The sequence below is a fragment of the Halioglobus sp. D3-4 genome (assembly GCF_055809315.1).
Map to the genome: position 1 here is coordinate 3,093,956 of NZ_CM147907.1, position 15,333 is coordinate 3,109,288.

General features: G+C 53.4%; 12 protein-coding genes, 1 tRNA gene and 1 pseudogene. 4 read left to right on the forward strand and 10 right to left on the reverse strand.

The window, feature by feature from the left end; genetic code table 11:
- Positions 1 to 12 precede the first annotated feature (12 nt).
- The 8 genes from dnaB to rnr all read right to left on the reverse strand — a co-directional run bounded on the left by dnaB (position 13) and on the right by rnr (position 8,191).
- A complete protein-coding gene (gene dnaB / locus AC0L6S_RS13325; protein ID WP_473424484.1) occupies positions 13 to 1,422 on the reverse strand; it encodes a replicative DNA helicase in 1,410 nt (469 codons plus the stop codon).
- Between the two features lie 102 nt (positions 1,423 to 1,524).
- Positions 1,525 to 2,346, reverse strand: coding sequence for a class I SAM-dependent methyltransferase (locus AC0L6S_RS13330; RefSeq protein WP_473424485.1), 822 nt, complete (start codon positions 2,344 to 2,346; stop codon positions 1,525 to 1,527).
- A 355-nt stretch (positions 2,347 to 2,701) separates the two neighbouring features.
- Complete coding sequence (rplI, locus tag AC0L6S_RS13335; protein WP_473424486.1) at positions 2,702 to 3,151, reverse strand: 50S ribosomal protein L9; 450 nt, start codon at positions 3,149 to 3,151, stop codon at positions 2,702 to 2,704.
- Positions 3,152 to 3,189: 38 nt separating this feature from the next.
- The gene (locus AC0L6S_RS13340) at positions 3,190 to 4,113 is read right to left on the reverse strand and encodes a hypothetical protein (RefSeq protein WP_473424488.1); all 924 of its coding nucleotides are present in this window, start codon (positions 4,111 to 4,113) and stop codon (positions 3,190 to 3,192) included.
- 63 nt (positions 4,114 to 4,176) lie between these two features.
- Positions 4,177 to 4,404, reverse strand: coding sequence for a 30S ribosomal protein S18 (gene rpsR, locus AC0L6S_RS13345; protein ID WP_159168601.1), 228 nt, complete (start codon positions 4,402 to 4,404; stop codon positions 4,177 to 4,179).
- 59 nt (positions 4,405 to 4,463) lie between these two features.
- Complete coding sequence (gene rpsF, locus AC0L6S_RS13350) at positions 4,464 to 4,904, reverse strand: 30S ribosomal protein S6 (RefSeq protein WP_473424489.1); 441 nt, start codon at positions 4,902 to 4,904, stop codon at positions 4,464 to 4,466.
- Positions 4,905 to 5,057: 153 nt separating this feature from the next.
- A complete protein-coding gene (gene rlmB / locus AC0L6S_RS13355) occupies positions 5,058 to 5,807 on the reverse strand; it encodes a 23S rRNA (guanosine(2251)-2'-O)-methyltransferase RlmB (RefSeq protein ID WP_473424490.1) in 750 nt (249 codons plus the stop codon).
- Between the two features lie 2 nt (positions 5,808 to 5,809).
- Positions 5,810 to 8,191: a ribonuclease R gene (gene rnr, locus AC0L6S_RS13360; RefSeq protein ID WP_473424491.1), complete on the reverse strand. Its 2,382-nt coding sequence runs from the start codon at positions 8,189 to 8,191 to the stop codon at positions 5,810 to 5,812.
- Between the two features lie 172 nt (positions 8,192 to 8,363).
- Between rnr and AC0L6S_RS13365 the strand changes: the two genes are divergently transcribed.
- The 4 genes and pseudogenes from AC0L6S_RS13365 (at position 8,364) to AC0L6S_RS13380 (ending at position 12,940) form a co-directional block, all read left to right on the forward strand.
- Positions 8,364 to 8,450, forward strand: a tRNA-Leu gene (locus AC0L6S_RS13365).
- Between the two features lie 1,063 nt (positions 8,451 to 9,513).
- Positions 9,514 to 9,756 (forward strand): annotated as a pseudogene (locus tag AC0L6S_RS13370) (FHA domain-containing protein); the annotation flags it as partial.
- Between the two features lie 96 nt (positions 9,757 to 9,852).
- Complete coding sequence (locus tag AC0L6S_RS13375) at positions 9,853 to 10,494, forward strand: hypothetical protein (RefSeq protein ID WP_473428682.1); 642 nt, start codon at positions 9,853 to 9,855, stop codon at positions 10,492 to 10,494.
- A 4-nt stretch (positions 10,495 to 10,498) separates the two neighbouring features.
- Entirely contained in the window at positions 10,499 to 12,940 is a 2,442-nt protein-coding gene (locus tag AC0L6S_RS13380) for a protein kinase domain-containing protein (RefSeq protein WP_473424492.1), read from the forward strand.
- On the opposite strand, the gene AC0L6S_RS13385 is transcribed toward AC0L6S_RS13380, so the two are convergent.
- Both AC0L6S_RS13385 and AC0L6S_RS13390 read right to left on the reverse strand, forming a co-directional pair.
- Entirely contained in the window at positions 12,898 to 13,371 is a 474-nt protein-coding gene (locus tag AC0L6S_RS13385) for a hypothetical protein (protein ID WP_473424494.1), read from the reverse strand. The two genes, AC0L6S_RS13380 and AC0L6S_RS13385, sit on opposite strands and share 43 nt — an antisense overlap.
- A 1,035-nt stretch (positions 13,372 to 14,406) precedes the next feature.
- The gene (locus tag AC0L6S_RS13390) at positions 14,407 to 15,243 is read right to left on the reverse strand and encodes a hypothetical protein (RefSeq protein ID WP_473424495.1); all 837 of its coding nucleotides are present in this window, start codon (positions 15,241 to 15,243) and stop codon (positions 14,407 to 14,409) included.
- Between the last annotated feature and the right edge of the window lie 90 nt (positions 15,244 to 15,333).

Here is a 15,333-nt window from a genome sequence, read left to right on the forward strand (position 1 = left end):
TAGCCGCCGATACTAGTGCTCGTCGTAGGCGCCGCGCGCCAGATTTTCGAACCGGGTGTACTGCCCGATAAAGGCCAGCCGACAACTACCAATGGGACCGTTACGCTGCTTGCCGATAATGATCTCTGCCACACCCTTGTCTTCCGACTCCTCGTGGTACACCTCGTCGCGGTAGATGAACATGATGACATCGGCATCCTGCTCGATCGCACCTGATTCGCGCAGGTCCGAGTTCACCGGGCGCTTGTTGGGCCGCTGTTCCAGCGAGCGGTTAAGCTGTGACAACGCCACCATTGGCACTTTGAATTCTTTGGCGATGGCCTTCAGGCTGCGTGAGATCTCGGAGATCTCGGCAGTGCGCCCCTCCGACGCTCCCGCCACCTGCATCAGCTGCAGGTAATCCACCATGATCATGCCCAGGCCGCCGTTCTCGCGCGCCACACGGCGGGCACGGCTGCGCAGTTCAGTCGGCGTCAGCGCAGGTGTATCGTCGATAAACAGCGGCACATCCTTGAGCTTGGATACCGCCTGGCTCAGCTTGGGCCAGTCCTCCTGCTCCAGCTTGCCGTTGCGCACCCGCGTCTGGTCGATGCGACCGATCGATGACAGCATACGAATGATCAGGGAGTCCGCCGGCATCTCCATACTGAACACCAGAATGGGCTTTTTCTGGGTTAGCACCGCGTGTTCCACCAGGTTCATCGCAAAACTGGTCTTACCCATGGAGGGGCGGCCGGCCACGATCACGAGATCGGACTCCTGCAGGCCCGAGGTCATGTTATCCAGCTCGATAAAGCCGGTGCTGAGGCCAGTAATCTCACCGCCGGACTGGAATAGCTCTTCAATGCGTTCAAGGGCCGTCTGCAACAGCGGGTTAATATCCTGTGGCCCACCGGATTTGGGGCCCTCCTCGGAGATCTGCATAATCCGGCGCTCGGCCAGATCCAGCAACTCCTCGGATTTGCGGCCGTCCGGGTTAAACCCGCTCTCGGCGATATCCTGTGCGGCCTCGATCAGCTTGCGCAAACTGGCGCGTTCGCGCACCACCTGCGCATAGGCCCGTATGTTGGAGGCACTGGGGGTGTTCTGAGCAAGTTCAGCCAGATACGGCAGACCGCCGACGCTCTCCAGCTCACCCGAGGCGTCCAGCTTATCGGCCACGGTGATGACATCCACCGGCTCTGCTGCCTCGGCGAGCTGGGCGATCTGGCGAAATACCAGCCGGTGCCCGGGCCGGTAGAAATCATTGGCGGATACAATCTCGGCAACCGCATCCCACCCATCGGCGGATAGCAGCAGGCCGCCGAGCACAGACTGCTCGGCCTCAATGGAGTGTGGCTGCATCTTGATGCGCGCGAGCTCACCGCCTTCACCTGGGGGATTCAGCTCGGAGACATTGCCGGGATAATCTGGATCGGACATAACAAGCAATATTTTTTTCGGGTACACAGCCTATCGGAAATGGGCTGCCAGCTAAATAGGGGTTTCAGAATAAATGACCCCGACATGGTATCAACTCACTACTCACCAGGACGGCACCATGGAGATGCCTTTGTCTTTTTCAACCAGTTCTATTTCCACATGCAAATTGGGCTTAAATATATCGAACTGTTTCTGCAGGAACTCCTTCAAAGTACCTGCTTCCAACTCTTCAGGGTTACGATCGTCGGTATAGTGATGTTTTACGCATTTAAAATCAGGAGACAGCAGTGAGAAATAGAGCAGTACCTCTTTCATACTATACTCCTTCCAGTGGTGACCAAAAGTATGGGTATCCAGAATCTTGTTGACCGAAAGCCCGTCACCGTAACCACTGAGCAGGCGCCGAACGTCATACCCTCTACCCAATAAACTGTAGTAGTTAGGCGTTGTCACAACAATTCGGCCACCAGGCTTCATAATGTGGTAAACCGTCTTCCAAAAGCGGAGAGGGTTGAAAGTGATATGTTCGAGAATTTCAGTAAACAAAACTATGTCAACGCTGCTTTCCGGAAGCCCATAAAAAGACTCCCCGGTTTGCAGTTCTTCTGCTACGGTGAGGTTGATGTTGTGCGCCGCCGCCAGAGACTTAACCCTATCCTTTTTGAAAGTAGTAGGTAGATTAAAAGCTTCAACTTTAAAACCGACCAGCGCATACAAAAGGCTTTGATGCAGCCAATGCGCCCCCACGTCAACGACGACCTGATTCTGATCATATGACCATGTGGATAGTACTCGCTTGAACGTATTCTGGAATCGGCGAAAGTGGTGTTTCAGATAGTTGCTATCTGTTCCGCCATGCGCTTCGAATAATGCATTGAACTCATCGAACGTGTAGTTCATGACGTCATTGATTTCTTGGGGCATCGGGAACGACTCCTTAAATGGTAACCGTTTAGTAACCGCACAAAATATTCGCTAGAACTAGTAACGTGCGCAACGCTCGATGCAACAGTTCCAGACATACAAAATTGCGAACTTTACAGCACCTTTGTCCAAAAAGAATCACCGACTTGCCCTATGCCTCATCGGCATTAGAGCATTCTCCGCCAAACTTTGACCGCCCTAGACGCCCCTTAGGGCATGGCACTTACAGGCTGAGCGCCACGGGGCTCATGAACCCGTAGAGTGGCCTTTTTCCAGGCATAAAAAAGCACCGACCACGAATGACCGGTGCCTGAAATGATACTGGTGGCAACCCTCGGGGCGCCACCTGCGTGATTTACTCGGGGATTACCGCGACAACAACGGTAGCGTCGACATCGCCGTGAACCTGGATGGCGATTTCGAATTCGCCCAGTTCACGCAGCGCACCGCTGGGCAGACGGACTTCAGATTTGTCTACCTCACAGCCCAGAGCAGTGATGGCTTCCGCGATATCGCGTGTACCCACCGAGCCGAACAGTTTGCCTTCTTCACCGGCGTTGGCGGCGATAGAAACCGTATCCAGCGCGTTAATTGCCTCAGCGCGTGTCTGGGCTTCGGCCATCTGTGCAGCGGCAGCAGCTTCCAGCTCGGCGCGACGCGATTCGAAGGAAGCGGTGTTCTCTTCAGTAGCGTGCACTGCCTTGCCCTGTGGAATCAGGTAGTTGCGGCCAAACCCGGCTTTCACTTTCACTGTCTCACCAAGCTTACCCAACTTGCTGATGTTCTCCAGCAATATGACGTCCATCTTACGTTCCTCTTTTTGGGTAGTGGTTTACCACTACTTCAATTGTCTCGATCATTGCTTTGATCATTGCTTTGATCGTTGCTTTCATCACCACCGTCGTCGTGTTCGTCGCGTCGGCTCAATTCGTACCCTGGCCCTTTGGACCAGCGCTGGCGGAAGTTTACCCAGCTGTCAGCGACAGCAAACAGCACTACCAGCAATTTCACCGGGTCAAAGAGCAGCCAGGCGATATAAAACACCGTCAGCCATCCTGTACCCCGCCCGCGCATCTCGGCTCGGGCATGTAACAGCGACAAGCCCGCAAATGTCAGCGGGATGATGCATATCATTGCCCAGGTGCGGTACTGCACCCCCAGGCTGTACAGCGCGACCGCCGCCAATAACAGTACCGAGGTCACCCCCACCGGGTAGTACAATCCCTTGAACTCGGCACCGAAACCGCCCGGGTTGTACAACGCCGCCTGCCAGTAGCGCGCCAACAGCAGGCACAGCACTGACATTGTCGCCGTTCCCGCGCCCAACATACCGGCTATCTGGGCTGCGTCTGGACGGGGCAACTCCATCGCCTGCCCGCCCTGCGCCAGTTGCTGCTCCAGTGACGCCAAAAACTCACTGAAGTAGGCCACCATCTCATCCAGGTAACCATCGGCAAAGGCCAACAACGCCAGCCCAGTCACGGCACCCACACCCACCGCTGACAGTATGGCAATGGGCAGGTTCACGGTGTTGCGTAACACCACTGCCAGCACCATTGTCCCTGCCAGCAGGGTCAGCGGGCCGCTATCTCCAAAGACGTAAACCAGCGTTCCCGCCGGCAACAGCGCCCACATAAACAGCCAGAGCCCTGCTGCTGCGCCTTTGCGCAGTGTGACCAGTGCCAGTGCGGCGGCGCTGATCCAGCAAAATAACAAACTGCCTGCACCGGCCACTACAACAAATAGCGCCTGCAGGCGTCCGCGCATGACAAGTTCTGCCAGGCCCTTCAAGTTAAACCTCGACTGGGCGACACGCGGATCAAACCATTTCTACAGGTGCGAATCCGTGTATGGCAGCAGTGACAGGAAACGCGCGCGCTTGATGGCAGTTGCCAGTTGACGCTGGTACTTCGCTTTAGTACCTGTAATACGGCTGGGTACAATCTTGCCGGTTTCAGATACGTACGCTTTCAGGGTTTCCAGGTCCTTGTAATCAATTTCCTTGGTGCCTTCAGCGGTAAAGCGACAAAACTTACGGCGACGGAAAAAACGTGCCATGGTGATTCTCCTCTAAACCTCAATAGTCATTACGTGATTCTGTGCGCGAGAACGGTGACTTATTCCTCTTCGGACTTGTCGTCACCACTGGAATCATCATCATTGCTTTCTGCGGCTTCGGCGCGGGCGGCATCAGCTGCCTGGCGCTCTTCGTAGCGGCTCTTGCGCTCGCGGTTTTCTTTCTCCGCTTTCATGATGAAAGATTCTTCAGTCACAGCTTCATCACGTCGGATCACCAGATTACGGATAACGGCGTCGTTGTAACGGAACGTGGTGGTCAGCTCTTCCATGGCGTCGTTGGACGCTTCCACGTTCATCAGCACGTAGTGTGCCTTGTGGATCTTGTTGATCGGGTAGGCTAACTGGCGGCGACCCCAATCTTCAAGGCGGTGCACCTGGCCACCGTCTTTCTGGATTGCTGTGGTGTAGCGCTCGATCATGCCGGGCACTTGTTCGGACTGGTCCGGATGGACCATAAATACGATCTCGTAATGTCGCATTCGAAAGCTCCTTACGGGTTAATGCTACCCACTATAATGGTGTAGCAAGGAGGATCGGCCATTCGAAACGGCCGGGCAAATTTTGAGGGAGCGGAGTCTACCGAGTTTGTCGGCGGGTGACAAGGGGCGTATGGAGGCGATTTGGCAGGAATCTTACCCGCGCTGCCGCACAACCTCGAACAGGAAGACTCCGGCCGCTACCGACACATTGAGACTGCTCACTGAACCGGCCATGGGGAGATGAATTAGAAAATCACACTGCTCCCGCGTCAGGCGCCGCATCCCCTTGCCCTCGGCGCCCATCACCAGCGCGAGGGGAGCTGTTAAGTCACTGTTAAATAATGACTTTTCTGCGCTGCCATCGGTGCCATACAACCATACCCCGCGCGCCTTCAACGCCTGCAGCGTACGGCTGATATTGGTGACGCGGACAAACGGGACCACCTCGGCAGCACCGCAAGCCACCTTGTGCACCACCGGCGTCAGGTCCGCCGAGTTGTCCTTGGGCACCACCACAGCATCCACCCCCGCGGCGTCTGCACTGCGCAGGCAGGCGCCCAAATTGTGGGGATCCGTGACCCCGTCGAGCACCAGGATCAGTACAGGGCCGTCTTTATCCTCTACCGCCTGCAACAGTTTCGCTTCATCCCACAGGTTGGAGGAGGACTGCTCGGCGGCAGATTCCTGCACCCGCGCTATGGCACCCTGATGGCGGCCGGTGACAAGGCTGTCCATCCCGGCGCGCGGTTCGCGAACCACCGTCACGCCCTGATTCTGCGCCAGTTCCACCAGGGCATTGATACGCTTGTCGTTGCGCCCGGCCTGCAATAACAGGCACTGCACCGCTTTGGCGTTTTGCCGCAACAGGCTGTCGACCGCATGAATCCCATAAACATACTGCATTGCTAATGACGCCGCCTGAGACCCGTTTTACCCTTACCTCTGGCCTTGGATTTGTCGCGTGTGCTGGACTTCGATGCGCTCTTCTCTTTCTTTCCGTCCGTTTTCTTGGCGGACTTGCCAGCACTGTCCGCGCCAGCTTTCTTCGCTTTGCCTTTCTTTCCGGTCGCGGCCTCGACCAGTTCCAGATCAATTTTTCGATCGTCCAGATCGACCCTGGCCACTTGCACACGCACACTGCCACCTAGCTGGAAACTGCGTCCGGAGCGCTCGCCGGTCAGCCGCTGCCGCGCTTTATCGAAGTTGTAATAATCTCCGGGCAGAGCCGTGATATGCACTAGCCCCTCTATATAAAGGTCCTCCAGCTCCACAAAAAGACCGAAACTTGTCACCGCGCTGACAACACCGTTGAACTCGTCCCCAACATGCTCTTGCAGATACTCGCACTTGAGCCAGGCGTTGACCTCCCGGGTGGCCTCGTCAGCACGCCGCTCTGCCATCGAGCAGTGTTCCCCGTGTACCACCATGGCATTTATATCGTAGGGGAAGATTTTTTTCGCCGTAATCGTCTTCGCACCCTCGACGCGCAGTACACCTTTAGCACTGGCTCTGCGACGAATAAGGTGGCGTATACCCCGGTGTACCAGCAGGTCGGGATAGCGCCGGATCGGCGAGGTGAAGTGGGCATAGGCCTCATAGTGAAGGCCAAAGTGGCCCTTGTTCTCGGGTTGATACACCGCCTGGCTGAGCGAGCGCAGCAGCATAGTCTGGATTACATGCGCATCATCTCGCTCGGCAATCTGTTGCAGCAGGTGCTGGTAATCGAGCGGCGTCGGCTTGGCTCCTCCACTGAGATCCAACCCCAGTTCACCGAGGAATTTGCGCAGACCCTCCAGCTTCTCCTCGCTGGGACCCTCGTGCACCCGGAACAGTATGGGCAACTGGTTGGCATCATAGAACCGGGCGGTGGCGACATTTGCGCACAACATGCACTCTTCGATCAGCTTGTGTGCATCGTTGCGTACCACCGGCACGATGGCGTCGATTTTACGATTCTCATTGAAAACAATGCGGGTCTCCACCGTCTCGAAATCGATCGCACCGCGCTTGTCACGCGCCGCTCGCAGCACATGGTAGAGGCTGTGCAGGCGTTTCAGATCCGGCACTCGACGCTTATCGACATCGGGGTGCTTCCCCTTCTCCAGCACCTCGCCCACCTGCGTATAGGTTAAACGGGCGTGCGAGTGGATAACGGCCTCATAGAAACGGTATTTGGACAGTACACCCTTGCCGCTGAGCTCCATCTCACACACCATCGCCAGGCGGTCCACTGCGGGCTTTAGTGAGCACAGGCCGTTCGACAGCGCCTCCGGCAGCATGGGCACGACCCGCTCGGGGAAATACACTGAAGTGCCACGCAGCGCAGCCTCCTGATCGAGCGCAGAACCCGGTGACACATAGTGAGAAACATCCGCGATCGCCACCCACAGGCGCCATTTACCCGCCTTGGTCTTCTCGCAGTACACCGCGTCGTCAAAATCCCGCGCATCCTCGCCGTCGATAGTGACAAACGGCAATTTGCGCAGGTCAACCCGGTGCTCCTTATCGGCCTCCAGCGGCTCTGCCTCAAGGCCTGCTGCCTCATCGAGCACCTCGTCAGGCCACTCAAACGGAATGCCGTGAGAGCGAATAGCCACGTCTATTTCCATACCGGGGTCCAGATGATCGCCCAGCACCTCGGCAATCCGCCCTTTCGCCCCAAACCGGCGGGTGGGGTAATCGGTAATTTCCACCGTGACGATCTGGCCGGAGATCGCCTCGCCCTTCTCTTTGGGAGGAATCAGTATCTGCTGCGTGAGCCGGCCGTTGTCGGGCACCACAAAGCCGATGCCGCTCTCTTCCTGATAGCGCCCGACAACCGTCTTGTGCTGGCGCTTGAGCACCTCGACGACCTTGCCCTCCATACGCCCGCGCCGATCCTCGCCGGTGACCTGCACCAGCACCTCGTCGCCGTCAAACACAAAGTGCATCTGCCTGGCGTTGAGATAGATATCATCGCCCCCGGCGACCGGCATCGCGAAGCCGTAGCCATCGCGATGGCCCTGCACACGGCAGTGCGTGAGGTTCATTTTATCCACCAGGCCGTAAGCACCGCGGCGATTCACCATCAGCTGGCCGTCGCGCTCCATTGCCCGCAGGCGCTTCTGTAGCGCATCGACTTGCTCCGGCTCATTGAGATCAAGCGACTTGGCGATTGCGGCGTGATCAAGAGGTTTTTCCGCATCAGCCAGAAGCTCGAGTATCACCTCGCGGCTGGGAATGGGATTTTCGTAGCGCTCGGCTTCGCGAGCGGCGTGGGGATCGGCAATCTTGCCTTTTTTTGTCATAAAGTTGGTTTCTTCCGTCAGAAATTATTGTTCAGAATGTGAGAATTGTTGCGCAGTATACGCGAGGAGGCCCCGCTCCGTCTGCCCGGGCATTGACAAAGCCGTGCCAGAAAAGTAAAGTCGCCGCCCTCAGAAACTTAGACGGGTTTTATTGGTCGTAAGAATCTGAATTGCCCAGATGGTGAAATTGGTAGACACGCTAGCTTCAGGTGCTAGTGCTCGCAAGGGCGTGGAGGTTCAAGTCCTCTTCTGGGCACCATATTACAGAAAAAGCCGAACCAAGTGTTCGGCTTTTTTGTGTCCGCTCAATTCGTTACGGCACATTTTAGATCATCAAACACTTACTGAAGTTTCGTTTGGTACTCAAATTGTGAAACAACAACTTCAGCGTTGCATTTTTACATACAAATTCGCAATGAAACGAGATTAAGGCCATCTTGCGAGTTTCTGTCAGAGCTTCAGAAGCTTTTCCCACCTGATATAGTCGCCAGTCCAGCGAAGAGACGGCTTAATAAACATCTAGCAATGACGGGCACTACTTTATGCTCGAGCCATTACCCAAACTGATTCAACCTTGTAATTCGATGTAATGGATTTCATTCCAGATGTTGAAGCACTATTGAGAGAAGCGCTCCCCAACTGGGGAAGCTACTTTTTTTGCCAATGGACTTGTGACCTTGATCATAAACATGAGCCTAGACACAGCTGGGCAGGTAACGAAGTTTTATTACGAGTATCCCAAAGATATTTTTGGCCTCGCCTATCATGCACTCGAAGTAGGCCTTTCACCGGGGATACTCGGTCAGGGAGAGAACCTATTTGTCCATGCCTGTATAACGGAAACCAATCAGCTAGGGCACAAAACAGGGAACCCTCAATTCAATGCCCACGAGTTCGCATTTTGGATTCAGGAATTTGTTCTACCATGGAACTATCACGGCAACGTATATCTTGCCACCGATCGGCCGGCCTCTGTCTACGGACAGTACCTACTTCAACACCTCGACAAATGCTATGAGGAACGCCTCTTCCGCCTGGGCAGTCAAACTGATCACCAGATCCCTAAGCCAAACAGTCGGCAGTGGGTAAAAATAGTTAACAATAGCTTTTAATCGTAGGCTTTCCTGCCAGCTCTTAGCCCCTCGTCATGCACTCAGCTGAGTCTGACCCACCCCCTATCACATACCAAGTACAAGAGATTACCGCAAACGGTTGCACTAATTCACTTTTTGCACTATTTTTTACATTGAAGCCGCAAGTCGACAGCTCTATTATGGAAAGTTAGGCGAAGATCCGGCGTTTTGGGGATTTTTAGCGGCATTATGGCGACAATATTAGACACTCGCTCGAAACAAACCCATCCTGTCAGAGCGCACCATACCATTGGGCGCAGCGCTGAACGGGTTGATACAACAGTCACAGATGGCCTGACGTCCCGCATCCATGCTTCCCTGGAATGGTGCGGATCGGAGTGGCAGGTCCGAGACCTGAGTAGAAATGGTACCTGGCTAGAAGACAGGCTTCTACGAACGCGCCAAAGTACACCTATATATCGAGGCCAGTCACTCCGATTCGGAAGCCCGGATAGCGCTCCTTGGACGCTTGTAGACGATGCCCCTCCGCAGTCACTTCTTATCGGATTAAGCGATGGTACGCCCTCGGTGCAACTGGAGGAGGTCCTCTTTCTACCGGATGATACAGACCCAAAATTGGTGGTGTCCTACTCACCGCACCCGAAGAGCTGCCGCAGCCTTTCATTAAGCCAACCCAATCCGGAATCCGCTGAAACCTCACTTGAGCATGGCTCGGACATCTCCTGCGGCTCTCACACGTGGCGGGTGTTTCTGGCCGAATCGATGGATGCGACTGCACCTAATCCACTTTTGCAGCAGCATTTGGATGAATTTGAGTTTGTCTTTGATCTCAGTCTAGATGAGGAAAATACCGCATTAAAACTAATTGGGCCACATGGCACATTTAACCTTGGGGAACGCTCTCATCATTATTTGCTGTTGCACTTGGCCCGCAAGCGAGCTCTGGAGGCAACCGAAGGGCTTGATCTCAAAAGTCAGGGCTGGATTAATACTGAACAGCTTTCACGGGATTTAGGCGTAGAGATACCGCATATCAATATCTTGATTTACCGTGCAAGGCAGCAACTAGCCAGACAAACTGCGGTTAGCATGCGCTCAGAGAGCCTGGTGGAACGGGGCCGGGGCCGCGTTCGTTTTGGCGGCCCTCGCTTTCGAATTTATAAAGGCCAGGAGTTAACTTACTGGTTGCCACTATCGGAAACACAATAGCCCTATGACACCGCAAAGCGGCAATGCGGCCTCAGACACTGAAAAATATAGAATTATAGAATACCTTGGCCAGGGAGGGATGGGTGAAGTCTATCTGGCGCTCGACGTTAAACTCCAACGTAGAGTAGCACTTAAGTACCTCAAAAATGACAGCCACAGTACGGATTGGCAAAGGCAAATACTACAAGAAGCCAGAATACTTGCTCGCCTCAACCATCGCCACATAATCCAGGTCTTCGATGTAATCAAACACCAGGGCCGACCCGCCATCGTTATGGAATACATTGATGGCAGAAACCTTCATATTCATCTTCGCGAAGTCAAAGCCGATCTGACAGACCGACTACGTTGGCTCTTTGAGATCGCGTCCGGCCTCGCCGCTGCCCATGAAGCCGGGATTACCCACAACGACCTGAAGCCTGAGAACGTACTCATCGGCGCTGATAATACTGCGAAAATCTCTGACTTTGGAATTGCACATATCACTCCCGATCCTCAGATAGACCTTGAAGCACTGGGCGCATTGATCGAAACCTTAGTTGGCGAGTACGGCAAAGCGAACCCTATGCTAAGAGATCTGATTCGCCAGCTATCACACCGAAACGCAATTAAACGAACCTCTGCCTCAGAGGTGGCAGAAAAGATCCACTACTTGTGGCTGGAGAGCACGCAGGTGGAGACGCAGACACCGAGTAACGATACTGAGTCCATCTATAAGAAATGGCGCGGTATCAAAGTCTGGTCAGCCTCGTTGGTCATCATATTGACAATCGTAGGGGGCGCACTATTCCACAAAAACCAACATCAGCAAGTGCCAATTTATCTCGCCGTGTTGCCGACTATATTAGATGCAGACGCAGAAGGTGGCGAGATGCAGACGCTACTGAAGACGGCTGTTGAGCAGGCACTGAGGCAGCAGGCACTTGATACAAGGGGTCTCGCGCTAATAAATGCTTCGGACACCCATCGAGAAAAGGGTGAGCTTCCCGAAATTGCCGGCGCGCTAGGCGCAGATGAGATTATCCAGTCCAACTTACATTGCACCAGCGTCCAAAAATGCTGGTTGACTATAGAGCGTCTAAGCGGCGAAGACCTGGCGGTAATTGAACAATCGGGGTCCACGGTCCTCGTCGACATGCTCCATGAATCCAATGCTATTGTTGCACGGCAGTGGCGATTACTATATCCAGACCAAGCTAAACACCCCTTTAGGAAGCAGTCCATTTCAGAAGAGGTGTACATAGAATTTCTTAAACTTTATGAAACGTCCTATACCGGTGGCCAGCGTCAGGTGGAAACCCTAACGCAACTGGAAGAACTAATTGGCAGAGGCAATCGTTTTCTGCCTCTCTACCTGTTGTATGCGCATTCTTCGCTGGAAGTCTACGATGAATCAGGGAATACAAAGTATCTGGAACGATTAAGATCCGTACTTGAAAGTGCGGACGTATGGGCTAGTTCTTCGCTTCAACTGCGCCACGCATGGGTGCTACTAGCACTAGAGGAAAGAAACTTTGAATTGGCCGCCAAAGAAATTGATCGGCTAGAGAATCTCGGTGCCGATGCTGCCCTTGTTCACAGCTTAAAGGCTGATAGATACAGGTATCTGGCCCAACACCAGGAAGCTGAAGAGCACTTCAAAAAAGCGATAGCCTTGAACCCCAATCGTGTGTTCTATAATAAGCTCGCAGACAACTACAGATTATGGGGCAAAGCTGAAAAGGCCATCGAGACCTACGAGTTATCTCAGTCCCTATTTTCCGCCACGGTCAGCGATAAAACGCTGCTTGGCGTCATTTATCTGCAGCAAGGTGACTTGGATAATGCAATTAGAGTCCTAGAATCTATTTCCGCATCTCACCCCAAGTCTCTGTACCTGAGCGACCTCGGACTGGCTTATATGCTGAAGGGCGACTATACAAAAGCCAAGGTGATATTCCAGGACGCATATGAAAGAGATGTACGAGATCCGACGCTAGTCCTAAATCTCGCTGACACAGAACAGCTCATTGGCAACGCCAACCGAGCGCGGGAGCTCTACACGAGCCTGATCAACCAGGGAAAATTGAAGCCGCATGCGGTAAAACGCTGGATTTTATCACAAGCTTTCGCTCAGATTGGTGAGTTTGAGCGTGCTATACAGACTCTGAATCAGATTACTGAAATTGATTCAGAGTCTGCATTCAATGCTGCGCTAGTCTTTACACTCGCCGATCAAAAGATTTCCGCAGTTGTAGAAGTCAAGAAAGCACTGCAATCTGGCTTTGGGGCTATATGGTTTACACTACCCTGGTTCGATGCTTTGTGTAGTAGACCCAACTTTTCAAAACTCATGGTGCAGTATGGACTTCCAACACGGTGTGACCACGCCACGTTAGAGCGACGTGATGGTGGCAGCCAGGGTCATCTTCGCCCCCAGGTACTTCCAGGATCTGCCGATGCGTAGATTCCACACTCACCAGACACAACATCGCGCCTGATAGCCAGGAAACTGAAATTTACAGTTTCTTCAATGTCCGTCAAGCATTTAACCGATGCCGTCAGTACCTTACCATCGTTACTCAATTCCAACTCCATATCTTGAAGGTAATCTGCCTCACCTGCACAGTACATAATGCCGCTCTCTGTAAACCGCCAGGACGCGTTATCCGACTGAGCAGACTCTGCTATTGAGAGTACAAATATCATTCTCTCCGACTGACGTTGCTCAGGCGTAGAAGATCGCGCAAACTCCACATCTAGCCGGTCTACATTTTCGTTGGGGTTGGCAGATGTATTTACCATCTGCCATTTCTGCGCCAGTCCGTTGACTGGAAGCACTGGGGTAATTTCTATGTGCACAATGCTACTGCCGCCTTGTGGTACGTTAAATGACATCTCGAAGCCCTCCTTATTTTGTTTACAGGCATAAGTAAATTGTATGATCCAAGGGTAACAAATCCAATTACCCAGAGTTACAGAGTATTACAAGAGATTTCACTACTCGCGGTGTTTAAGTGTGATCGCGCCCCAAAGCCAATCGGTATGGCAGACCTCCCATTATCTCCGTGAATCGTCTCGAACAGCGGCTTACGCATGAGCAGCCTGACCGCGCGTGGGTACGCGTGGGCAACTGACAATGCAAATATCAGAACGATGACTGGATACGCTTCTGAAAACAACACAACTTGGAACCAAGCATGAGTCGATGGAGACATTGTTGGGAGCGTCAACGCCATCGCAGAGCCTTTTATAGTGACCCAAATAAGAGCGGGGCAGGAAGGGTGTTTATAAGATACGTGATATGGTTCGTGCCGATATCTTCAACTATCTCGAAATGTTCTATGGGCCACGGCCCCCGCGATGGCTAATTGGGTTTCAGTTCTACTCGCACTTCCTTGCTCAGTTCCAAGACACGACCATCTCCAATCGGCGCACACACTAATGTGATACTTGGCAAAGTACATTGCTCGAAGAAACAGAGGAACCCGGGGTGAAATCCATAGCTTCCCGGAGAGGCATAGCTCCCGTGAGGTGTATCGAATTGAGTTACGCGTGTATCCAGGACACGCGCGCCTTGAGGAGCCATCGTAATGTTCGCGTTGCGAAGCGTGATTGCCCAAGGATAGCGGCAAGTGTTAGCTGTAGGCACGGAGTTGAAATCCACGTGCTGAGCGAAACTCGGCGCAGATATCCACGCACCGCTGAGAAGCAAGTTCATCACTAGAAAAAATCTCATATCTAATGCTCATCCTCGTGCCCGGAATCTGTGAAGCTTGGGGTACGCTCTCTTGCCTCGAACTACGCTTCCCCATGGGGAAATGAAGTCCGAGGTGTTCCCCGAGCATTAAGACGACAACATACGGTCAGTATCTGCGCAATCACCACACGTCGCCAGATATCGCACAGTGGAGTCGGTTTCAGTTTCGAACTCTAGATCTCTATGTCAGCAACGAATTTCTCGGCCTTGTCTCCAAGCTTGTCGACGATTTGCTGGCGTACTTTGGCATAGATGTCTTCAGACAGGACCACGCGTTGCGTCCCCTGATATACATTGAAGCTCTTGGTTGACCAGCTCCAGAACAGGAACCGGGTGTGGTGCTCGGTAGTCTTGAAGTAGAAGGCACCGAGGCCAAGCTCAACATTTCCTTCGGTACTTTCGGAAACCGGCCCCATCTGGAAATTTCCGCCGGTTCCGGTTGACCCATTTGAATCGAAAAGGGTGACTGCCTTGTCGTCTCCAGGTAGATTACCAAAGGCATCTAAAGTCGCCTTCAAGATGACAGCCTGATTGCCCGATGCGATTGCAGCTAGCACCTGAAGGGCCACTTTGTCCATCTGGAGGCTCGAGTCCGAGGACTGGTACTCGTTGAACTGGAATCCGGTAATGGCCCAACCTATGTTCTCTAGAACCTCATGATAGAAGGTGTACCACTCCTTGGTCTCCTGCTCGCGGTCGTGCTTTTTGTTAGCGGCCAGTTGAGCGAGCAACATGGAGTTCTTTACGTCGGCCTGGTGCTCATCAGTGACGCCTTCTCCGAATGCAAACAGCGCGCCAGCCACGACCGCGGCCGATGGCTTTTCCGCTGCATCGGCGGCAGGTCGCCAGGATTTCCCCGTTCCAGCAGCTGCTGGGTAGGTTGGCGCGGCCAGCTCGAGCGAATCAATCCATTCGTGAACGTCCTTCGGGCGTCTAATTTGTAAATGTTGCATCCGAACCTCCTTAATCGTACTTTGCTGATGAAAGGCGATATACTTTTCATAGGTCATATACCACCTGAATAAATAGCGTTCAGAGATATGTGTCTAAAAATATAGACCAAATTCACGAAGCGCATCATTACACTTGATTACAACCCC